We start from the raw sequence: 21,620 nt of genomic DNA on the forward strand, positions 1-21,620 counted from the left end.
GGGTGTTCTACCAGCTCGGCCGCCCTCGCCGGATGCGGGCATCGGAACCGAGATCACGACCCCGAACAGGCCCTAACGGGATCTGCGGCAGCACCAGCACCACGGTGAGCGTCGTGGCGGCCGCGGTGTGGCGCAGCAGCGCGCTCAGGGCGAGGATTCTGACGACGGCGAGCAGCGCGGCGGTGCCGAAGGCGGCGCAGTACCGGGCCGTCAGTGAGCGCCAGTTCGGCCCATCAGGGAGGCGTCTGCCCGTTGCGCCGCATGATGGGCTCACCGATCCGGGAGAGCACGGCTCTGATCAGCCAGTCCGCAAAGGTCACCCTGTCCAGCACGTTCGCCTTGGACGCCGACCGCCCGCTTCTCCCCGAACGAGGCCGGGCACACGTTCCGGTACGACACCGAACAGCGCCTCACGCACGTCACCAACGACCTTGGCCTGACGTGGACCTACACCTACGACGCGACCGGACGTCTGACCGCCGAGACCGACTTCGACGGCTGAACTACTCGATACGGCTACGACGCGGCGGGTCAACTTACTTTCTGTACGAACGCGGCAGGCGAGACCATCACGTACGCCTTCGACGAGGCCGGCCGTCTGAACGTGAAGACCGTCGACGGCAACCGCACGGAATACCACTATGACCTGGCATCCCGCCTGACCGGCGCCGTCACCCCGGACAACGTCCTGGAATTCACCTATGACACCGCCGGGCGACTGGTGTCCCAGGCCGTGGACGGTGCCATCCTCCGGTTCACCCACGACCGGGCCGGGCGGCGCCGCAGTCGGACCACACCTGCCGAAGCAGTGACCGCCTGGGCACACGGTCGGGACGACGGTTCGGCCCGGATGACCGTGTCGTGGCACACCATCGATTTCTCGTACGACGCGGCAGGCCGTGAAGTAGCCTGCCGCTTCGGCCAGTTCGCCACCCTGACCAGCGCCTATGGTCCCTCGGGGCGGCTCGTCGGCCAGGTCGTCACCGGGGCGCCGACCAGAGCCTGATCCAGCGCCGGACCTACACGCATCGCGCCGACGGCCACCTCACGGGCGTCGACGACCTTCACTTCGGGCCCCGGCGTTTCGACCTCGATGTAGCAGGGCGGGTCACCGCGGTTTGCGCGGCGAACTGGAGCGAGACCTACGCCTACGACACCGTGGGGAACCAGACGATGGCGTCCTGGCCGTCCCGTCACGCAGGCCAGGACGCCACAGGCCCGCGTACGTACGCCGGCTTTCGTACAACCCGGGCCGGACACGTCCGCTACGAGCATGACGCGCTCGGCCGCATCGTGCTGCGCCAGAAGATCCGGCTGTCCCACAAGCCGGACACCTGGCGCTACGAGTGGAAGGCCGAGGATCAGCTGGTCGGCGTCACCACTCCGGACGGCACCCGCTGGCGGTACACCTACGACACCCTCGGCCGGCGCACGGCGAAGCTGCGCATGGGCGCCGAAGGCACGACCGTTGTCGAACGCACTGACTTCACATGGGACGGAACCATGCTGTGCGAGCAGACCGTCCGGAGCGCGGGTTCCGCCGAGCTGGTCACGCTCACCTGGGACCACGACGGCCGGACACCGATTGCGCAGACGGAGACCAAGTCCCTCGCCACAGCGCCTCAAGAAGTCATCGGCCAGCGGTTCTTCGCGATAGCCACGGATCAGATCGGCACCCCGACCGAACTGGTGGACGAAGCGGGCACAGTGGTGTGGCGCACCCGCGCCACGCTCTGGGGCGCCACCACGTGGAACAAGGACGCCGCCGCCTACACCCCCTGCGGTTCCCCGGTCAGTACTACGACTCCTGGGCCGACGCGTTCACCACCGCCTGGCGGCGACTGACCCCCCGGCCTCACCTGACCGCCGACACCCGCCCCAACGAGAACCGGAGAGGAGAGGACCGCGCCACCCCGGGAGACCTGGAACCCCGGCGCACCCCGCAGCGCTGCGCGACGGCCCACCCTTGAAGGGTAGAGGACATTACGGGCGAACCATCGATCCGATCAACGACCGGCCCCAGCTGGCGAATCGAGGATCATGGCTGCATGGAACAGCGGGGGCGGTGCTACAGTCGCCCAGCTTTTCGGTCTCCAGTTCGAGGGGGCCTCGACGGCCGGAAGGGCAGGGAGGGGATTCCTTTGTCGGGAAGACGTTTGCGTAACTTCGGTGTAGTCGCGGGGGCTGCCGCCGTACTCACGATCGCCACCGCTACGGGAGCCTGGGCCAACTGGAGCAAGTCTCCTTTCAGCCTGGTCCAGGGGACCACTTCCCAGCAGTGGGTCGATCAGGAGTACAACGAGTTCCACTTCACCGGCTGTGACCAGGCGGGAACCACGAACAGCGTCGATGTGGCGCTGTGGCAGCAGATAGACTGGGGCAGCGACGTAAAGCACGACACGTCGACGCTCACCAACTGCTTCAAGGGCTCTGGCTACACAAGCACAGCCACCCAGTCCAATCTGCCTTACGACAGCTACTACCTCGAAATCACCAAGCTCGGTTCGGGGTGCGGAGCTTGCACGGGTGCCGCTGACAAGGTCAGCGTAGATACGACCCTGGCTGACTGATCCTGCCGGGCCGCCGCACGGTGTGCGGCGGCTCGGGTTTGTTCTCCATGCGAGGGTTCATGCGCTTCTCCTCTGCTCTTCGCACGCATCCAGCCGTGCTGGCCTTCCCCGTGATCGGCCTTTTCTTCGCCTTCGTCTTCCTCACGAGTACCCGGCATATCGAGCGGCTCATTGCCGTGCCGTGGGCCGCGCAGGTCGCGTCGTATGCCGTGCATGCCCCGGTTCCGATGGCCGCTGCGGCTGTCGCAGGCCTGGCCGCAGTGGAGGCGACGAGACTGCGAGCCCTCGGCACCTGGGAGTTGGGGGCCGCGCGCTCCACTTGGCGCATCGCCGTCCAGCCCATCCTCATCGCCGTGCTGTCCCTATCGGTCCTCACCGCAGGCGTCACGGCTGGTGGGCTGTGGGTGGTCGGAGTCCTTCCTGATCTGTATGTGCTGCACCTGATGGCGATCGTCGTCGTCCTGCTCACCGCGCACGCCGTCATCGGCTTCGTCATAGGGCGCCGATTCCATGCGCTGTACGCCGCGCCGCTCGTAGCCGTGCTGGTGTTCATCGGAATCAGCTTCCCGCTGGGGACGGACAGTTACTGGGCGCACCATGTCACCGGGTCCATCGCCTGGCTGGGGTTCGGTGAAGCGTACTCGCCGGCCATGACAGCAGCTGCACTTCTGCCGACGGTCTGTCTGGCCGTTGCCTGTGTCGTCCTGGCAGCGCCCCGGCGTATCCGCGTCTCCTCCGTCGCCACATCCCTTGTGATCGCAGTCAGTGGCCTGCTTTGCGCATACGGCATTACCAAGGACTGGCATTCGATCGCTCCTGCTGCCAAGGGCCTCGCCCCCATTACCTGTGAGGGGGACACGCCTGAAGTCTGCCTGCCGTCAGCCGGTTCCGAGCACATCAGGGAGATTCAGTCCGAACTGGCCGAGATGACCGGCCAATTGCAGGCCAAGGGCGTCATCATCGAAAGGCCCGTCCGCATCACCGACCTCACCGTGGCCGATGTTCAGCAACTCGACACCAGGGGGGGACACTGGGCACTCGACCTCGTGCCCGGCAACGCGGACAAGGCACTCCGGGAGAACATCGCCATTGCCGTCGTCGGAATTCCCTGCGCGAAGCCGGACTGGAACGCTCTGCACTACAACACCCTCTGGGCCGCCCGGACGATAGGTGTGGAGGGCGAGTACCTCGCTTGGCTGTCCCGTGAGACCCAGCAGTTCAGCCAAGGGCAGAGCCGCGGACAGCTCCTTGCCGAGATGGACAGAGTGAACAAGCTTCCATTGCAGGAGCAGAAGACCTGGTACGCCGAGCGGCTTCGCCATGCCTGCGGGGCAGGTAGCTGAACATGATCTGGTGGCTGCGCCAGCGGGGGGCCCTGGGGCTGTTGCCCGGTGCCCTGGTGGCCTTCGTCCTGAGCGTCGGACTCACCTCGAATGTGGTCCTCGTTTTCCCTGTGTTCCTGGGGGGGTACGCGGTACCGACAGAGCTCAGCAATTTCCTCTGCCTCATCCCCTCCGTCGCTTTGGTCGTCTGCCTTGAACGGCGGCTGCCCGCCATGGAACGGTCTGCCGTCCGTAGGCTCGACGCGAGGGACATCACGCTGGTTGTCGGTTTCGCCCTGCTCGTGTCCGCAGTGGCCATGGCGATGTCTCCGCTCGACCGGGAAGCGATGTGGACAGCGGCGCGCAACAACCTGCTCTTCTGCGGACTCGCCCTGGGCGCCTGGCCACTGCTCGGACACCGGGCGACCCTGCTCCCTGTCTTCTGGATGATTCACTCCTTGTTCCTCGGTGGCCGGAGTCTCAACGACCCCTACCCCTGGGTGATCGTCACGGAGGAAGCCCATGTCGCACATGCCGTCGCAGGCGCCGCCGCTGTCTTTCTGGCCGGAGTTCTCTCCCTCATCTGTTTCGCACCAAGGACCGACCGATGACTGTGCTGCTCGACCGTGTGACCTTCAGCTACCACCGCTGGATTCGTCCTGTCCTGTCCCGCTTCACCTACGAGGTCCCGGGGGAAGGCCTGACGATCCTGCTCGGCCCCAACGGGGCGGGCAAGTCCACCACGATGGCTCTGCTCGCAGGCACGCTCGAGCCGAAGGCAGGCAGGGTCCTGTTCAGCGGCACGGACCTCACCTCCGCCAGCCGTGAATATCGCCGCCACGTGGCCTGGCTGCCTCAGCGGGTGCCCACCTCGCGGCAGCTAACCGCCCGCGAGTACGTGGCATACGTCGCCTGGTTGAAGGGTGAGAGCCGCTCCCGGTCCTGGGAGCGAGCCGGAGCCGCCCTCGACCAGGTCGGCCTCGCCGAGCACGCCGGCCGAAAGACGGCCAGGCTCTCCGGGGGACAACTCCGCCGTGTCGGCATCGCCTGTGCCCTTGCCCACGACGCGCGCGTCATCTTGCTGGACGAGCCGACGGCCGGGCTCGACCCTCACCAGCGCACGGTCTTCCGTGACGTGCTGCGGGAGGTCGCGGCGAAGACCCCGGTGCTCATGTCGACGCATGACATCGCCGACTTGGCCGACGAAGCCGACACCGTCACCCTCATGGATGGCGGCCGGGTTCTCCACCACGGCGGGACCAAGAGCTTCCTGGGCCACGCACGCCCTGACGCCGTACCGGCGCGCCGGGCCGAGTCGGCGTACTCCGTCCTCATGCGACTGGACGGTTCGCAGTGACTTCGCAGCGCCCTTGTTCCGTGTACGCGGGAGCCTCCGGGCGGGACTTCTGTGTGCCACGCAGGCCTGTGCACACCCACGGGGAAGCCCCCATACTCATGCCACGCACCACGCCCGCCCCGTCGACGTGGAAGCGGTTTTCCCTGGCGGTGTTCACCGGCATGGGCCTGCAGTGGGACCAGGAGGGGTAACGAGGCCATGGTCCACCACCTGGACGTGGCCGAACTCCACGGCGGGGCCGGCATCTGGTTCACCGACGAACTGGCCGACCGGGTGTCCGTCCTGTTGCGCCTATACAGCGGGTGAGCGCGGCCGCAGAGGCTCGGCCTCCTGGGACGCATCAACGCCTACCTGGTGCGGTGGATGCGGAAGAAGTACAAGCGGTTGCAGGGGCACAAGAAGGCCCGCGACTCGTGGACGAGGGCAGTCCGGCTGCGGCCGGGGTTCTTCGTCCACTGGCGCTGGGTCACGTAGGCCCCCGCGGTCTGGTGACCAGAGCGACAAGAGCCGTGTAACGAGAGATTGTTACGCACGGTTCTGTGAGGGCCGGAGGGTGCGACCCCCTCCGGCCACTCGACCGCATCTCGGGGGAACCTCAGACGGTGGGGCCCGTCCTCACCGTGCTGCGTGACGGCCGGGTGGCCGGTGCGATCGGCCCTATGGAGACGATGACCGACGACGTCGGGCGGGCGCGGCTACGGGCGGGCCCTGCGGCGCGCGGCGATGCGGTGGGGGCATGAGCACGGCGCGGAGTACCAGCTCCTCCAGACGGAAGTGGGGGGCGCGTCTGACCGACTGTGTGCGACGGAGAACCTGACGTCCCTGGGGTTCGTCAACCAGAAGGACTGTGCCTGACGGCGCAGCCGCTGTGCTCGTCGATGGGACGGCCCGACGGCCGACCGTCGCGGGGCTCACTGGCGCTGGGTGTCGGGTGTGATGGACCGGGGCCACCGGGTGGGAACTCGGGAGGGGGCCGGGCAGGGGATGGCCGGGTTCGGCCTCATGGGGTCCGCTGCTCACCGAGGATGGTCGAGTCGAGCAGTTCCTCGGCCTCCCCGTCGGACAGGGAGAGCGCCAGCGCGAGTTCCGCGAGGACCGGCCGGCGGGCCTGCTTGAGCATGTCCTTCTCCGCCGAGGAGAGCCCGCGCTCCTCCTGACGCCGCGTGAGGTCGCGAACGACGTCGGCGGTGAGCAGGGGGTCGCCGACCCGGAGCTTCTCGCCGTTGGCCTTGAACCGCCGCGACCAGATCTCCTCCTCCTCACCCGTGGGAGCCCTCAGGACGTCGAGCAGCTCTTGCACCTGTGTCGCGGCGTAGACCGATCGCAGCCCCACCTCGTCGGCCTTCTCGACCGGAACGGCGATGTGCAGGTCGGTCCGGTGGATCTGGAACTGGACGTAACGCCTGCTCCTGCCGTTGACCGAGCGGTCGAGAACCTCGGTGACGGTGGCCGGGCCGTGGTGGGGGTGGATGAGTGTCTGGCCCTCGGAGAACTGCATGCCGTTCAACCCTCGCTGTGCGTGCGGCGCCGCGCTCGGCCGTGCCCGAGCGTGACGCGGGGCGTACGGCCGTCCCACTGCTCCGTCCCGGCCGCGGACGGCCGGTGGCGGGCACGTGTGGGAGCGCAGAGACCGGCGCGGTCATGCGGATGAGCGCGCAAAGCCTCTGCGAACCAGCTCTTCCATTTTCCCACCACACCGCGCGTGGCTCCGGATGTGATCCTGGTCGCATCCTCGTGAGCGCACCAGGCCGAAGGAGGAGATCGGGCAACCTGACGCCGCGTACGAAGGACCTCCACGCGAGCGCGCCGTCGACGATCCCGCCGGACCTCGACGAGGACGGCGGGCCGCGACCGGACGTGCCGGTGGGCGCGCCCTCCTGATCCGTCACCGCGACCGAGGTCCCGGCTCAGGGCAGGTGGTGGGCGAGGGCCGTGGCCAGGGCCTTCCGGACCTCCTCCGGAGGGCGGGGGCCCGTGCGGCCGGCATCGGCGGTGACGGCCGCGGCGACCGTGCGGAGCCCGGCACCGGACAGCCGGGACGCCTCGCGCAGGACGCGCCAGGCGGCTTCCGAGCTGCAACCGTGGGAGGCCATGAGGATGCCGCGGGCCCGGTCGATCACCGGCCGGGCGGCGATGGCCTGCCGGAGCTGCTCGACCTCCTCCAGGTGCGCCCGGTCCGTTCCGTGCGGGGCCGGGGTGGAGGGTGCGGGGGCGCCGCGGCGCGGGGGCCGCAGCGGGTCGGTGGTGTCCAGGCCGGCGAGTTCCAGGAGGCGGCGCGGCTGGCCGCTCCAGCGGGTGGCCGTGACCGGCACCGACCGCCGGCGGCCGTGGTCGCGCAGCACGTCCAGGAACCGCAGGCCCGCCGTGTCCATGAAGCGCACCCCGCTCATGTCCAGGTCGACCCGGGCCGTGCGGGCGGGCAGCCGGGCCAGCTTCTCGGCGAGGGTGTCCGCGCATCCCCGGACGAGTTCACCGCGCGGGGTGAGCAGGGCCCGGTCGGCGTCCATGCGCCCGCCGATGACCAGGACGTCGTGCCGTCCGGAGGAAGGGGATGGTGCCGCGGAGGTCATGTCACCGCCTCGTCGGTACCCGTACGTGGCCGGGCGTCGGGTTCGGTCGCCGTGGACCGGGCGGCGGGCAGTGCGGGGTCCGGGCTGCGCTCGCGGATGCGCCTGCCCGCTGTGCGACGTCCTACACCCCCCCGCTTTTCGAACCGGCGTGATTCCGGCGGCACGGGGGCGGCGACCGGGCGCGGCCGAGCACCGGGGCGACGGCGCGCGTGACCGCGCTTCGACCCCGGAGCCGGGCCGGCGGGCGCGGGCCCCCGTGCGGTCGGCTGTGGGCAGGCGGCCGCAGGCTGTGCAACGGGTGGGATTCCGGTCCTCCGGGCGGCCCCGGCGACGTTCGCTGTCCGAACCGGCTGCCGCAGCCGCGGGCCCGGTTCAGGTGGCCAGTGGGTCCAGGACCAGGGGGGCGATCTTGCCCTCGAGCATGGCGCCCAGGCCCTGGACGGCGCAGATGTCCGGCCGCTCGGCGATGTGCACGGGCATGCCCGTCGCCTGCCGCAGCATCTGGTCCAGGCCCGGCAGCAGGGCGCTTCCGCCGACCATCATGATCCCGCGGTCGACCAGGTCGGCGACCAGGTCGGGCGGGCAGCCCCGCAGCACCTTGCCGATCCCGTCCAGCACCGCGGTCAGCGGGGTCTCGATGGCGTGCCGCACGGCGGCCGTGTCGACCTTGACCGAGCGGGCCAGACCGGTGGCGACGTCCCGGCCGTGGATCTCCGTCGACTCCGGGCCGTGCGGGGTGAGCCCGTTGCCGGACAGGGCCAGCTGCAACGGCCGTACGGACTGGCTCGGCAGCATCAGTTCGTGCTGGTGGCGCAGGTGCTGGACGATGGCGTTGTCCACGGCGTCACCGCCGACCGGCATGCGCTCGGCCGTCACGATCGACCCGAGGGAGAGCACGGCCACCTGCGTGGTCGCCGCCCCGCACACCAGGATCATGGTCGCCTCGGGACGTTCCACCGGCAGCCCGCAGCCGACGGCGGCGGCGATGAGCGTGTCGACCAGCTCCACCCGGCGCGCGCCCAGCCCCACCAGGGTCTCGATCGCGGCGCGCTGGGCGAGCGGATCGGCGTCGTGCGGGGTGCAGGCGGCGGCGCGCAGGCCCGGCTTGCGGCGCAGCGTGCGGCGGATCCTGTCGCCGAGCAGATGCCGCAGCATCCGCTGCGCCATCTCGATGTCGACGACGGTGCCGCCGGAGACGGGCCGTACGACGCGGATGTAACCCGGCGTCCGTCCCGTCATCCGCTCCGCGAGTTCCCCGACCGCGATCAGCGCGCCGCTGCGGGTGTTCACGGCGGCGGCGGACGGCTGGTCGACGACGAGACCGGCACCCTTGACGTAGACCCGGGTACGGGCCGCTCCCAGGTCGACGGCGAAGTGGCAGCGGCGCAACTGCTCCAGACTGGCTGTCACGGCAGATCCTCCCGAGTGCGCGGGCCTGCGGGCCGCCGGGCGGCGGACCTCATGACCATCCTGCGCGGATTCGGGGGCGTCCGCTCGTTATGGCTCGTCATGGAGGGCCGGTCGGGGGGCCGCCGAACGGGGGATGTCGAGTGCGGCGGGGCTGCCGGTCAGCCGTCGTGCAGCGCCCGCTTCATGATCTTCCCCATGTCGTTGCGGGGGAGCGCGGCGAGACGGTGCAGCACCCGGGGGCGTTTGTGCGGGGCCAGACGGCGGGCGACATGGTCGGCCAACTCCTCGAGGGCGGGCGGGGTCCGGTGGTCGGCGGGGACGATCCAGGCCACGATCCGCTCGCCCAGGTCGGCGTCCGGTTCCCCGGTCACCGCCGCCTCCCGGACCCCGGGGTGTTCCAGCAGCGCGTTCTCGATCTCCCCGGCGCCGATCTTGTACCCCCCGCTCTTGATCAGGTCGGTGGCCTTGCGGCCGACGATCCGGACATAGCCGTCGGCGTCGCGCACCGCCATGTCACCGGTGCGGAACCAGCCGTCGGCGGTGAAGGCGTCCGCGGTGGCGTCCGGCCGGTTCAGGTACTCGGTGAACAGGTTCGGGCCGCGCACCTGGATCTCGCCCACGGTCTCCCCGTCGTACGCCGTCACCGGCGTCCCGTCCTCCTCCACCAGACGCAGCTCCACACCCGGCAGCGGCACGCCCACCGTGCCGGGGCGGGCCTCGCCGTCCGCGCGGACGCTGGTGTTCATGAGCGTCTCCGTCATGCCGTACCGCTCGACGACCCGGCGCCCGGTCGCCGCCGCGATCCGCTCGTGGTCGTGCACGGGCAGCGCCGCCGACCCCGACACCAGCAGCCGCGCCCCGGCCAGGGCCTTGACCAGCTCCGGCTCGGCGGGCAGCGCCTCCGCGACGCGGTGGTACATCGTCGGCACCCCGAACAGCATGGTCGCGCCGCCGCTCAGTTCGCGGGCCACCCCCTCGGTGCTGAACCTGCCGAGGTGGCGCACCGAGCCGCCGCGGCGCAGCGGGCCCAGGACGCCCAGGACCAGCCCGTGCACGTGGAACAGCGGCAGCCCGTGCACCAGGACGTCGTCGCCGGTCCACTGCCAGGCGTCGGCGAGCGCGTCCAGGGTCGAGGCGATCGCGCGGCGGGGGATGACGGCGCCCTTGGGCGGGCCGGTGGTGCCGGAGGTGTAGACGACCAGGGCCGGGTCCTCGTCCCGCCCCCGGTCCTCGGGAAGGGGACGATCGCCCGGGACCCGGTCGGCCGGGTCGACGTCCAGGCGGGCCAGGCCGTCCAGCGGGGAGGGGAGGTTCTCGCCGGGGGCGGCGAGGACCAGGTCCGGGGCGCTGTCGGACAGGATGTGGCCGAGCTCCTTCCCACCCGACCGGGGGTTCAGGGGCACCACGGTCACCCCGGCGAGCAGCGCCGCGGTGACCGCGACCGCCGTCTCCAGGGTCGGCGTCGCCCAGACGGCGACCCGTCGCGCCCCCCGTACGCCGCCGGCCACCGCGCCGGCCGCGGCGGCGAGTTCCCCGTAGGTCAGTGAGCGCTCGCCGAACCGGAGGGCGGGCCGGTCGGCGGCCGGGGCGTCGGTCAGGGCCGGGAAGAGAGAGGACACGCGTCGTGCTCCTTAACCGTTCGGCTGTGCGGCCGTCGTCCCGGTTCTCGTTCCCCGGTACCACCGCGACCACGATTTCTCCGTACATCATCGACCGGACCGACGGTCGGACAGACCTCAGGGGGACGTTTCGCGGAAGATGCGGGAGTCGTCGTCGTTCACCGGGGGCGCTCCGGGGCGGCGGCCGTCCGGGAGGAACAGCACCGAGTTCACGTAGCGCGGACCCCGCAGCGGGCCGTAGGGCAGGACCCGGCGGAGCAGGCCGTGCGAGGCGACGTGGGAGGCCCTGGCCTGATGGGCCTCCAGCGGGAAGCGGTCCAGCGGGACCCAGGAGTCGGCGGGCAGCACCCAGCCGTCGTAGCCCAGCAGGGACAGATACGTCACCACGGGCGCGATCGGCTGGATGCGGGACTCCAGCTCCACGAACAGGGCCGGGCGGTCGCGGGCCAGGACGCCGGTGGCGCCGCGCAGCACCGCCGACTCGTTGCCGTCCACGTCGATCTTGATGAAGCCGACGTCCTTCAGGCCCAGTCCGTCCAGCGTGACGCAGGTGACGTCCAGGGCGTGGCCGTGGATCTCCCGGCGGACCAGGGAGGACACGCCCCGGTCGCCCCCGTCGTCCGGCGGGAGCCACAGCCGGGCGACGCCGGAGCGGTCCGAGGCGGCGGCACGGACCACGCGGACGTTCGGCGGGGAGCAGGCGGTGAGCAGCCGGGCCAGGTGAGGGACCGGTTCGACGGTCACCACGCGGCGGGCGCGCCGGGCCAGCCGGTGCGTCCAGGGGCCGTACCAGCCGCCGACGTCCACGGCGGTGTCGCAGTCCGGTGGGCACAGCTCGGCGAGCCGGGCCAGTTCGGGCTCGAAGCGGGGGTAGACGGCGCGGGCCGCGGCGGCCACCACCGGGGTGGGCAGGAACGGCGCCACACGCGCCGCGAGCGTGGTGCGCGTGGTGCGCGTGGTTCGCGGACGGTCGTTCCGGCCGTTCGTGGGTGTCACGGGGTCGCTCCCGGGGTGCCGGGATGCCCGGCGTGGTCCGCGGACGTGTGGCGGTCCGACATGTGTCCTTCGGACACACGGGCCAGCAGTCTCTCGTGTTCCTCGTCCGAGACCTGCTCGCCGGAGGACGGGAGCAACTGCGGGATGCCGTCGAGGACCGGATAGCGGCGGCGCAGGCGCGGGTTGTAGAGCGCCTCCTCGAGGCCGCCGTCCCCGGCCCCGTCCCCGGCCGTGGCGGCGGCGGTGAGCAGGTGCAGCGGGCCCTTGTCGAGCGGGCAGGCCAGGATCCTCAGCAGCGGGTCGTCGGGCTTCACGGTGGTGTCAACTCCTCGGTGGGGGTGGGAGATCCGGGGGCGGTGTCGTGCTTCGGCATGACCAGCAGTACGGCGACCGCGAGCACCGTGCCCGCCACCCGCAGGGCCAGCCGCAGCGGGTCGTCGGGCAGTTCCTCGCCGAACGACAGCGTGCCGAGCACCGCCGTGTACAGGCACGTCACGGTCGTGCACACCGGAACGATCAGCGAGGCCCGGCAGCGCTGGAGCGCCGCCTGCGACAGCACCAGGCCGAACGCGCCGGTGAACAGCAGCAGATACGGGTAGGGGGAGCGCAGCAGACCGAGCAGCGCCTCGCCGATGCCGCTGGTCGTCAGGTGGCTCGACACCCCCTTGATCGCGAGCGAGCTGACCCCGTAGAGCAGGCCGACGGCCACCCCGTACTCGACGCCGGTGGGCGGCATCCGGTGCGGGTGCCGGGCGCGGCGCTCGGCGGACCGGTAGAGCCACACCCCGGCCGCCAGCGACGGCACGCACACCAGCAGGATCAGCGGGTACGACGCGTCCCGGCCGACGGTGTCGGCGCCCGCGCCGCCCTCCCTCAGCGACAGCACCACCATCAGCAGCGCGAGCAGGACGGCGCCCAACGCGTACCGCTCCCGCACGGTGGTCCGCTCGCCGAGCAGCCGCGCCGACAGCATCACCAGGAGCACCAGGCCGGAGACGAACAGGCCCTGGGCGGCGGCGATCGGCAGGGTCCGGTACACGACGAGCTGGGCGCCGAAACCGGCGGCGAGGGACAGCGCGCCGACGATCCACAGCGGGCTGCCGAGCACCAGCCGCAGCAGCCGCGCCGGCCGGTGAACCGTTACTTCGGGCAGGCCGGCGAGCGCCCGCTTCTCCAGGACGAACCCGCCGCTGTACAGGACGTTCGACACCAGGGCGGCGGCCACTCCCCACCACATCGTTCCCGGCCCCCTTACGACCGACGGGCGTGCAGCAGCAGGATCGACGCGAGCGGTGGCCGGGCACAGGCCAGCCGGTCCAGCAGCCGCAGCGGACGCGGCACCCCGTGGAACGGAGCGCCTTCGAGGCGTACGACGGTGAAACCGGAGGCGGCGACGAACTCCCGCAGCGCGCGGGCGGTGTAGAGCCGCAGGTGCCCCACCACCTCCGAGCCCGGCCGGCCGTGGACACCGCGCAGGCTGACCTCGGAGAAGACCGGCTGCACCCCGGCCAGCAGCAGCGCCCTGTTGTACCAGGCGGCCAGATTGGGGGTGGACAGCATCAGATGGCCCCCGGGACGCAGCACCCGGTGGATCTCCTCCAGGGCCGCGTCCGGGTCGACGAGATGCTCGAGCACCTCGCTGAACAGCACCGCGTCTGCCGATCCGGAGGCGAACGGCAGCCCGCCGTCGGTGAGTTCGCCGCGCACCGCGTACGGCAGCCGGGTGCGGGCCCGGGCCAGGGCGTCCTGGGACCAGTCGACGCCGACGAGCCGGTGGCCGTGCAGGAGGGGCGCGGCGGTGGCCGCGGCGGAGCCGTCGCCGCAGCCGATGTCGAGGATCGTCGCAGGGCCACCGGCGCCGGCCGGGCCGAGCGCCCCGGCGAGCATCCGGGCCTGGCGGCGGCTGCGGGAGGGGCCCGAGGCCACCGGGACGGCGGGGTTCTCGTAGAAGTCGCGCAGGTCGCGGGGCGGGGACGCGGTGGTCGTCACGGGGTCGCCTCCGTGGAGTGCAGATGGTGCGCGAACAGGTCGCGCAGGTGGGCACCGTCGCCGGGCCCGAGCAGCGCGCGGGACCAGCGCACGGCCAGGTGCAGCCGGCCCGCGGTGGAGGCGGTGGTGAAGGTGAGGCCGCGGGGCATCCGGGCGGGGGCCGAGAACCACACCGCGTGCGCGCACCCGGCCTCCTCCCCGAAGTCCAGCGGGTACGGGATGCGGCCGATGTTGCTGAGCAGTGTCGTCGACGTCCAGGGCGCGGCGGCCCTGCGGACGGCCCGGGTGAGGGCGGCACGGACGGCGACCGGCGCCCAGGGCATGGTCAACAAAGCTGCCCCATGGCCCAGTTGCGGGCGGGGGAGCGCTTTCAGGGCGCGGGTGCGCAGAGCCGTGCGGTGCAGCAGGGCGGGCAGGTCGGAGGTGTCCAGCTCTTCGGGGGAGAAGGGGACCTCGACCAGCCGGGTGCCGTTGCCGATGGGCATCGTGGCGCCCCGGGGGCGGTCGTCCACCGGCATGGTGATGCGCAACGGGCGGACCGGGGCGCCGTGTTCGCGGTTCCAGTGGGCGAGGGTCAGGGCGGTGGCGACCATGAGCTGGTCGTTGACGGTGTAGGGGGAGCCCTGGGGCCGACGCGGCAACGGAAGCTCGGCGTGGAGCAGTCCGTTGCCGCGGCGGGAACCCGGCTGCGGGTCCGGGGTGCCGCGGGACACCCGGGCGGGCGGGGCCCACGGGGAGGGTGTGTCCGGCGCGTCCGCCCGCGGTGTCCCGGACGGCCGTACGGGCGGGGCGGCGGGCGAGTTGTCCCGGCCGCCGTAGATCTCGGCGGCGGTGGCCAGGATGCGCAGGCAGGCCGGGCCGTCGAGCGCCGTGTGGTGGAGGGTGAGGAGCAGGGCGGTGCCCGTCGCGGCGCCCGCGCGATCGTCCGCCCCGGGCTCGGTGTCGCCCGGGGCGTTCACCACCTCGAGGCGGATCGGCGGGGACGCCGTGAGCGAAGGAGCCACTGCCATGGCCCGGCTCCGGGCGTCTTGCAGGGAACCGGGACCCGGCGGCGGGAAGCTCACCACCTCCACGTCCGGCTCCTCGGTCAGCTCCCATTCGTAGCGGCGCCGGTACCAGGGGCCGGGGGCCTCGCGCATGAGGATGCGCGGGTGCCGGCGCAGCGCTTCCAGGAACGCCTTGCGCAGGCGGCCGGGATCCGGTTCCCCGGGGAGGCGCACCTCGATGAGCACCGTCTCCGGTTCCTCGTCCTGGACGCAGTGCCGGGACACCTCGTCCACCACGGGGAACGGGATACGCGAGGGAGCGGTCATCCGGTCTTGCCCCTTTCCGCCGGCCCGCCGCCCGCCGAGCCGTCCGAGCCGCCCGCGCCGTCCGTTCCCCGCACGCGGGGAAGCTGCTGCGTGGACTTCTCCAGGCCGGGCGGCGGCGAGTGCACCGGAACGCGGGGGGGCTCCGGGGGCCGCACGGCCGTGTCGTACCGCGCCGTGTCGTGTCCCGGACCGTCGGCGGCGCCGGGCCCGTAAAAGGCCGTCCCGGTCCCGTCCGTCCGGCCGGCTCCCCAGCCGTCCTCCCGGACCGTGCGTCCGGAGTCCGGTCCGCCGAGGCTCACCAGTGCCGCGAACAGGCCGGTCAGCGCCAGCAGTTGGGCCAGGTGCCCGTAGGCGCCCGCGCCCGCGCCCGCCGGCTCCCCGGCCCCGAAGGCCGCCACGATCCCCGCTCCCGCGAGGGCGGCCGCCGCCACCGGCACCAGCAGGGCGGCCCTGCGCCACGCGAGCAGCGCCAGCGCCGGGACCAGCAGCGCCCACCAGCCCGCGATCACCACGCCGACCAGCGTCAGCGCCACCGCGCCCAGCCACGGTCCGGGCGCCGGCGGTGCGGGCTGCGGCGCGTCGGCGTTTGCAGCGTTCTCGGTGGTCTCGGCGTTCTCGGCGTTCTCGGCCCTGCGGCGCCACAGCACCAGCCCGATCAGCACCGCGATCCCGACGCCGCCGCCGATCAGCGCGGCGTCGTACGTCGTGGCGGGACCGTAGGACAGCTTCACCGTGCCGCTCTCGCCCGCCGGGATCAGCCACCCCTGCTGCCAGCCGTCCAGCCGCACCGGCGTCAGTTCCTCGCCGTTCAGGGTGGCCGTCCAGCCCTTGTTGTGGTTCTCGTACGTCGTGAGGTACGAGGCGGCGCCCGAACCGACCGACAGCTCGCGCCGGTCGCCCAGCCAGTCCTCGACCGTCAGCTCGCGCCCGGCCGTCGAGGCGTCCGGCACGGTGCCGCGGCTCAGGGTCAGGGCGGTGACGGTCAGCGGGCCCGCGTCACCGGCCTCGACCCGGTGCCGACCGGCGGACAGCTCCAACTTCGTTTCTGTATCGCCCTCCTGGCAGAGCGTCACCTTGACCGGACGCCGCTCCACCAGATCCCCCACCGTCCCCTTGACGCCGGTCTCGTGCAGCTGACCGTCGACGGCCAGCACCGGTCCCTCGCCGCACGCCAGGGTGAACTCCCGGTCGGCGGACGGCTGCGGGGTGCGGTACTCGTCGAGCGCCGGAACGTAGACCTCCGTCAGGCCCACCGGCAGGTCCAGGTCCTCGCCGACGACGGGGTTGTGCAGGGTGAGCGGTGCGGTGCGGGTGATCGTGATGTCGAGCCGGTCCGTGGTGATCGCCGGGAAGCGGACCATGCCGTTGTCGTCGACCCCCGCGATCGCCGCGCCGTCCGGGGAGCTGATGTGCACCTCGGTCGGCCTGGTGGACAGACCCCCCGCAGCGGCCAGCACGACCTCGTCGACGGGCTGCTCGCCCTCCCAGCTCAGACGGACGACCGGCCGGTCGCCCGCGATCCAGGCGGTGGTCAGGTCGCCGTCGGTGAGGTTGCGCGCGGTCAGGCCCGCACCGAGGCGGGCGGTGGAGTCGGCGGTGGCGGTGATCCGGGCCCGCTGCTCGGGCGCCACCTCGTACAGCAGGCGGTCCAGCGCTTCACCCGGCACGGCCACCGCGCTCGCCGCGACCTCGTACGTGCCCGCCGTGCCCGTGGTGAACAGGCGGTGCAGCCCGTTCTCGGTGCCCGTGGGGGACAGCCCGGTCGGGTCGGCCGAGCGGTGCAGCGAGACGACCTGGGCGGCGGCGGTCGACTTCTCCGAGTCCGTGGGCAGCCGCAGCAGTCTGGTCACCCGCACGTCCGGCAGGTCGATCTCGGAGAAGCCCGCGCCGCCCAGGCCGGTGTGCCGCGAGACCGAATCGACGATCGTCAGCTTCATCCAACGCGTCTCACCCGCAGGCGCCTTGACGTCCTGCTTGGTTCCGTTCGCCTGGAGGAAACTGGTCTCGGAGCCCTGCTCCGTCTCCACCCGCACCCTGGTCGCCGCCGCTCGCACACCGTCCTGCGGCAGCGGGGTGATGCCGAGGGAGTCCGGCATCTCGTAGCCGTCCTCGAAGGCGATCCGCAGCCACTGCCCGTCCGGCGAGCCGGCCGAGCCCTCCGCCCAGGCCGTGTCCGGGTTGCCGTCGAAGGCGTTCACCGGGTCGTACTGCGGCAGATGGAACAGCCAGTTGCCGTACGAGGACGCCGACACCGAACGGGCGCCGCGCAGTTCGGCCACCGTCTGGTGTTCCAGGCCCGCCGTGGGGAGGATCTGGTGCGGCCGCTCACCCGCGTCCTGCACGGCGTCGGGCGCGTTGCGCTCGCCCCGGGTGTACGTGTACGACGTGTTGGAGTTGACCAGGCCGAACCGGGTGTCCGCGTACCGCATCCCGTCGCCGGTCACCTGCACGGGCGGGGTGCCGAGCCCCGGGTGGCCGTCGCCGGTCAGCACGGCCGGCCGGCCGCGCAGCTCGCCGGCCAGCGGCAGCAGCGCCTCCGGGCCGCCGGAGACCACGGCGGTGTCAGCGATCGGGGCCAGCGAGGCCTGCCCCGGACGCCGGACGTCCGCCCCGGTCGGGCGGTAGATCTCCACCGCCCGCTGCCGCGGGTACAGCCCCTCGACCTGGAGCGGGGTGCCGTTCGCGATCACTCCGCCGGTCGAGACCGGACCGAGTCCGGTGACCCGCTCGTACCCGGACTGCTCCAGGGTGCGCTTGACCGTCGTGGTCGGCACCTGCCCGACCTGGTCGGGGTCGAGGTCGTTGCGGACGACGACGTAGTACAGGCCCGCCCGGCTCAAGTAGTCCGCGAGTCCGGGGACTTCGGCGCCGGTCAGCAGGGCCTGCTCGACCGCGTCCAGGGCCCGCCGGTTGCCCGGAGTGCCGAACGGCACGTAGTCGCGTTGCGCCCAGCGGGAGTTCGCGACCACGTCCAGCGGCTGGTCGATGGTCGAGCCCCAGGTGTGGATGCCGTGCGCGGTCGCCGGCACCACGAGGGCCCGGGAGTCGGGGGAGTGCTTCTCCAGCCAGTCGGCCGTGGCCTGCCAGTACTTGGGGATCTCCTGGAACGAACCGGGGTTGAGGATCGACCCGTTGAGGTACGGCCACATCAGCCCCGGCAGGACCAGCACCGCGGCGACCAGCGGCGCGAGGCGCCGGCCGCGGACCCGGCGGGCCCCGCGCGCCTCGGCGGCCACGCCCACCAGGTGGGCCAGCCCCAGCACCAGGGCGAGCGCCAGGCCCGTCTGGAACTTGTAGATGTTGCGGAACGGCGACAGCCAGCCGTCCAGCCAGTCCTGCACCACCGAGTGGAACGGGGCGCCGAACGCGCCGCCGTACCCGGCGAGCAGCACCAGCACCGTCACCAGCACCGTCAGCACCAGCCAGCGCCGCTCCGGCAGGTCCCGCCGGGCCAGCCCCGCCAGGCCCAGGCCGGCCGCCAGCGCCGAGCAGACGATCACGAGCACCGAGGAGGCGACCGTCCAGCCCGCGGGCAGCCACGCCTCACCGAAGTGCAGATACCCCACCCAGTTCCCGGCCCCGCGCAGCGCCTCCGTCGCCGACATGGTGTCGGTCGTGGTCCGCGCGGTCTCGATGTAGGGCAGGAAGTTCTCGCCGTACACACCGAGCAGCAGCAGCGGGATCCACCACCAGGCGGTCGCCACTGCGACCGCGGGCGCCCACCAGCCGATCAGTCTCCACCGGCGCGGTCCCGGCGGCCGGGACAGCAGGTACAGGCCCACGGGCAGCAGCGACGCCAGCGTCGAGGCCGCGTTGACCCCGCCCATGAACGGGACCAGCAGCGCCGAACGCAACGCCGCGACCCGGGGCACGTACCGCTCGTCGGTCAGCGGCAGCAGCACCCACGGCAGCAGCGCGCCCGGCAGGGCGGCGGCCGACGTCGAGCCGATCACCGTCGTGAACAGCGGCCACAGCGCGTACGCCGTCGCCGCGAGCAGCCGGGACGCCCCGTTGCCCACGCGCAGCCGTTCCGCCAGGCGCAGCGCGCCCCAGAACGCGACCGACACGATCAGCGACAGCCACAGTCGCTCCGCCAGCCACACCGGGAGCTGCACGAGGTCGGCCAGCCAGTAGAACGGCAGCATCGGCCACAGGTAGCCGACGTACTGGTTGTGGACCCCGCCGAACGATCCCTGGTCCTGCCAGAGCTGGCCCAGGTCGGCCAGGAACCGGCCCGGGTCGACGGTGACACCCAGCTTGGTGTCGAAGGTCTGCCGCCCCGGCTGCACCGCCAGGAGGAGGGCGAACACCACCGCCCAGAAGCCCAGCAGCCAGCGCCGCGATCGCGGGCCCCGGGGCGGGCCCGCGGCGGTCGCGGTACGGGGGACGGCTGCCGGAGGGGGAGCCTGGACCGTGGTCGTCATTCGGGACACCGCCGGAGGATGAGGAGGAGGTTCCACGTAGCGAACTCACGCAGACCGGGCACCTTGACCACGGCCTCGGTGAGGAACGGCCAGTAACGGGAGCGCGCCGAGACGATGCGTACGTCGGCGCGGCCACGTACCTGCCGCAGGGTGGTGCCGATGTGCACCGGGAAGAGGTTCTCGCCGAGCGTGTGCTTGGCGGGCCTGCCGGTGCGGCGCCGGTAGCGGGCGCGGGCCCGCTCGGCGCCGAGGTAGTGCCACGGGGCCCATTCGTGCCCGCCCCACGGCGACAGCCAGTTGGTGAACGACACGTAGATGAGCCCGCCCGGCCTGGTCACCCGGACCAGCTCGCTGAGGAAGGTCTGCGGATCGGCCACGTGCTCCAGGACGTTGGAGGAGAACGTCACGTCCGCGGCTCCGTCGCACAGCGGCAGCAGATAGCCGTCCGCGAGGACGGTCCCCTCGGGCGGCTTCTCGGCCAGCTCCCGCGCGTCCGGCTCGAACAGGAAGGCGTCCGCGCCGCGGCGGCGGAACTCCTCGGTGAAGTGCCCGCTGCCACCGCCGACGTCGACCACGACGCGGCCCGCGACGGGCCCGCCGTACGCCTCGACCTGGTCGGCGGCGTCCCGGGCGAGCAGCGAGTAGCAGGCGTCGGGGTCCTCCTGCTCCCGCATGAAGGCACGGAACAGGGCGAGGGAACGGCGCGGGGAGGGGTCCTTCGGCACGCCGCCCCCGACCCTGCCGCTCATGTCTTCGCCGCTCATTCCTCTGCCGCCCGGTCCCGTATCGGTCATGCCCCTGTCAGTCATATGTCTGCCGCTCATGGCCGATGACTTCGCACCGCCTCCGCCGCCACCGCGCCGAACCGCCGCACCGTGCGGCCCCAGCGGAAACGGGCGGCGTGGTTCCCGGCCGCCTTGCCCATCAGTTCCCGGCGGGCACCGGCCAGGGCGAGCGTGCACCAGGCCGCCGCGAACGAGGACTCGCCGCGGGCCAGCACGCCGGTCTCGCCGTCCACCACGGAATCCCTGAGCCCCGGCACGTCGAAGGCGACGGTCGGGGTCCCGCGGGTGGCCGCCTCCGTGACGACCAGCCCCCAGCCCTCCACCGCGGAGGGGTGCAGCAACAGCCAGGCCGCGCACAGCAGACGGTGTTTCTCCGCCTCGGAGACGTGTCCGGTGAACTCGACCCCAAGGCCGGCGAGGCGTTCGAGGCGTTCCCGCTCGGGGCCGTCGCCGACGATCACCAGCCGGCCGCCGGTGACCGGCCGCACCCGTTCCCACAGCCGGAGCAGCAGATCGATCCGCTTGTACTCGACGAGCCGGCCCACCGCCACGAAGAGCGGCTCCGGGGAGCGCCCGGTGCGCGGACCGGGCTCCTCCACACCGTTGTGCACGACCCTGATCCGCTCGCGGGGCACACCGATCCCGTGCAGCGCGTCCGCGGTCGACGGGGAGACGGCGACCAGCAGCCCGTGCCGCCGGGCACCGGTCAACGCCCAGTGCTCGAGCCTGCGCCCGATCCGCGCGGCCGGAGCCAGCGGACCGCCGAAACGCATGTGCCACAGGTCGGTGTGCACATGGTTGACCAGGCACAGCGTCGGCCCGCGATGCCACATCGGTGCCAGGTACGGCATGCCGTTGCAGACCTCGACCAGCAGGTCGCAGTCGCCGACCTGGCGGGCGAAGGCGGAACGGGCCCGCAGGAAGTGACTGTAGGCGCCGCCCGCCGACACCACGCGGTAGTCGCGGACGGGGGTCGCCGGGCCCCCGCACAGCAGGGTGACCTGATGGCCCATGCGGCTCAGGCCGTCGGCGAGCCGGTCGACCAGCAGCTCGGAGCCACCGGCGGAGGGGTTGTCCAGGTCGCGGTGGGCGAGGAAGACGATCCTGCGGGGGCCGGGGGGCACCGCCGGAAGCACCTGCGGAACGCCGGGGAGCGCGGTGCGGTGGGGCTCCCCCCGCTTGAGGGAAGCCGGGAGCGGGGGAGAGGACGGTACGTGCTGGGGCATCGGTGCTCCAACTCGTCTTGGGGTCATGCGTGGGGTACG

At 72.3% G+C, this 21,620-nt stretch carries 20 protein-coding genes and 1 pseudogene; 8 read left to right on the forward strand and 13 right to left on the reverse strand.

Going from position 1 to position 21,620, the window contains the following annotated elements; all coding sequences use genetic code 11:
• Positions 1 to 7: 7 nt before the first annotated feature.
• On the reverse strand, positions 8 to 274 hold the full coding sequence (locus tag JL475_RS28930; protein WP_202280919.1) for a hypothetical protein: 267 nt from the start codon (positions 272 to 274) through the stop codon (positions 8 to 10).
• Between the two features lie 162 nt (positions 275 to 436).
• Here JL475_RS28930 and JL475_RS40400 point away from each other — a divergent pair, with 162 nt between their 5' ends.
• The 8 genes and pseudogenes from JL475_RS40400 to JL475_RS40415 form a co-directional block, all read left to right on the forward strand.
• Positions 437 to 502, forward strand: coding sequence for a hypothetical protein (locus JL475_RS40400; protein WP_237408587.1), 66 nt, complete (start codon positions 437 to 439; stop codon positions 500 to 502).
• Between the two features lie 102 nt (positions 503 to 604).
• A complete protein-coding gene (locus tag JL475_RS40410) occupies positions 605 to 1,006 on the forward strand; it encodes a hypothetical protein (protein WP_307825190.1) in 402 nt (133 codons plus the stop codon).
• A 167-nt stretch (positions 1,007 to 1,173) separates the two neighbouring features.
• On the forward strand, positions 1,174 to 1,845 hold the full coding sequence (locus tag JL475_RS28945) for an RHS domain-containing protein (RefSeq protein WP_202280920.1): 672 nt from the start codon (positions 1,174 to 1,176) through the stop codon (positions 1,843 to 1,845).
• Positions 1,846 to 2,156: 311 nt separating this feature from the next.
• Positions 2,157 to 2,570 carry a hypothetical protein gene (locus tag JL475_RS28950; protein ID WP_237408582.1) on the forward strand — a complete coding sequence of 138 codons (414 nt, stop codon included), beginning with the start codon at positions 2,157 to 2,159 and terminating at the stop codon, positions 2,568 to 2,570.
• A 47-nt stretch (positions 2,571 to 2,617) separates the two neighbouring features.
• Positions 2,618 to 3,913: a magnesium transporter gene (locus tag JL475_RS28955; protein WP_202280922.1), complete on the forward strand. Its 1,296-nt coding sequence runs from the start codon at positions 2,618 to 2,620 to the stop codon at positions 3,911 to 3,913.
• A gap of 2 nt (positions 3,914 to 3,915) precedes the next feature.
• Positions 3,916 to 4,503 carry a hypothetical protein gene (locus JL475_RS28960; RefSeq protein WP_202280923.1) on the forward strand — a complete coding sequence of 196 codons (588 nt, stop codon included), beginning with the start codon at positions 3,916 to 3,918 and terminating at the stop codon, positions 4,501 to 4,503.
• Positions 4,500 to 5,249 (forward strand): ATP-binding cassette domain-containing protein, encoded by a 750-nt coding sequence (locus JL475_RS28965; protein WP_202280924.1) that lies wholly within the window; start codon positions 4,500 to 4,502, stop codon positions 5,247 to 5,249. Before JL475_RS28960 ends, JL475_RS28965 begins: the two co-directional genes overlap by 4 nt.
• A 605-nt stretch (positions 5,250 to 5,854) precedes the next feature.
• Positions 5,855 to 6,104: pseudogene (locus JL475_RS40415) on the forward strand (GNAT family N-acetyltransferase); the annotation flags it as partial.
• Between the two features lie 145 nt (positions 6,105 to 6,249).
• On the opposite strand, the gene JL475_RS28970 reads toward JL475_RS40415, so the two are convergent.
• The 12 genes from JL475_RS28970 to JL475_RS29025 form a co-directional block, all read right to left on the reverse strand.
• Positions 6,250 to 6,747 (reverse strand): CarD family transcriptional regulator, encoded by a 498-nt coding sequence (locus JL475_RS28970; protein WP_202280925.1) that lies wholly within the window; start codon positions 6,745 to 6,747, stop codon positions 6,250 to 6,252.
• Between the two features lie 409 nt (positions 6,748 to 7,156).
• Positions 7,157 to 7,819, reverse strand: a complete 663-nt coding sequence (locus tag JL475_RS28975; RefSeq protein WP_202280926.1) for an ANTAR domain-containing protein — start codon at positions 7,817 to 7,819, stop codon at positions 7,157 to 7,159.
• Between the two features lie 372 nt (positions 7,820 to 8,191).
• Positions 8,192 to 9,229, reverse strand: a complete 1,038-nt coding sequence (locus JL475_RS28980) for a rod shape-determining protein (RefSeq protein ID WP_202280927.1) — start codon at positions 9,227 to 9,229, stop codon at positions 8,192 to 8,194.
• Positions 9,230 to 9,387: 158 nt separating this feature from the next.
• A complete protein-coding gene (locus tag JL475_RS28985; RefSeq protein WP_202280928.1) occupies positions 9,388 to 10,848 on the reverse strand; it encodes an acyl-CoA synthetase in 1,461 nt (486 codons plus the stop codon).
• A 117-nt stretch (positions 10,849 to 10,965) separates the two neighbouring features.
• The gene (locus tag JL475_RS28990; protein ID WP_202280955.1) at positions 10,966 to 11,745 is read right to left on the reverse strand and encodes an FkbM family methyltransferase; all 780 of its coding nucleotides are present in this window, start codon (positions 11,743 to 11,745) and stop codon (positions 10,966 to 10,968) included.
• Between the two features lie 95 nt (positions 11,746 to 11,840).
• The gene (locus JL475_RS28995; RefSeq protein WP_202280929.1) at positions 11,841 to 12,158 is read right to left on the reverse strand and encodes a Trm112 family protein; all 318 of its coding nucleotides are present in this window, start codon (positions 12,156 to 12,158) and stop codon (positions 11,841 to 11,843) included.
• The gene (locus JL475_RS29000; protein WP_202280930.1) at positions 12,155 to 13,081 is read right to left on the reverse strand and encodes a hypothetical protein; all 927 of its coding nucleotides are present in this window, start codon (positions 13,079 to 13,081) and stop codon (positions 12,155 to 12,157) included. Before JL475_RS29000 ends, JL475_RS28995 begins: the two co-directional genes overlap by 4 nt.
• Positions 13,082 to 13,095: 14 nt before the next feature.
• The gene (locus JL475_RS29005; protein ID WP_202280931.1) at positions 13,096 to 13,833 is read right to left on the reverse strand and encodes a bifunctional 2-polyprenyl-6-hydroxyphenol methylase/3-demethylubiquinol 3-O-methyltransferase UbiG; all 738 of its coding nucleotides are present in this window, start codon (positions 13,831 to 13,833) and stop codon (positions 13,096 to 13,098) included.
• Positions 13,830 to 15,146 (reverse strand): condensation protein, encoded by a 1,317-nt coding sequence (locus JL475_RS29010; RefSeq protein ID WP_202280932.1) that lies wholly within the window; start codon positions 15,144 to 15,146, stop codon positions 13,830 to 13,832. The genes JL475_RS29005 and JL475_RS29010 overlap by 4 nt, the downstream gene beginning before the upstream one ends.
• Positions 15,143 to 19,570: an alpha-(1->3)-arabinofuranosyltransferase family protein gene (locus JL475_RS29015; protein WP_202280933.1), complete on the reverse strand. Its 4,428-nt coding sequence runs from the start codon at positions 19,568 to 19,570 to the stop codon at positions 15,143 to 15,145. The genes JL475_RS29010 and JL475_RS29015 overlap by 4 nt, the downstream gene beginning before the upstream one ends.
• Positions 19,567 to 20,319: a bifunctional 2-polyprenyl-6-hydroxyphenol methylase/3-demethylubiquinol 3-O-methyltransferase UbiG gene (locus tag JL475_RS29020; protein ID WP_202280934.1), complete on the reverse strand. Its 753-nt coding sequence runs from the start codon at positions 20,317 to 20,319 to the stop codon at positions 19,567 to 19,569. Before JL475_RS29020 ends, JL475_RS29015 begins: the two co-directional genes overlap by 4 nt.
• A 71-nt stretch (positions 20,320 to 20,390) precedes the next feature.
• Complete coding sequence (locus JL475_RS29025; protein WP_202280935.1) at positions 20,391 to 21,581, reverse strand: glycosyltransferase family 4 protein; 1,191 nt, start codon at positions 21,579 to 21,581, stop codon at positions 20,391 to 20,393.
• Positions 21,582 to 21,620: the final 39 nt, after the last annotated feature.

It is taken from the genome of Streptomyces sp. M2CJ-2, from assembly GCF_016757295.1.
GTDB lineage: Bacteria > Actinomycetota > Actinomycetes > Streptomycetales > Streptomycetaceae > Streptomyces.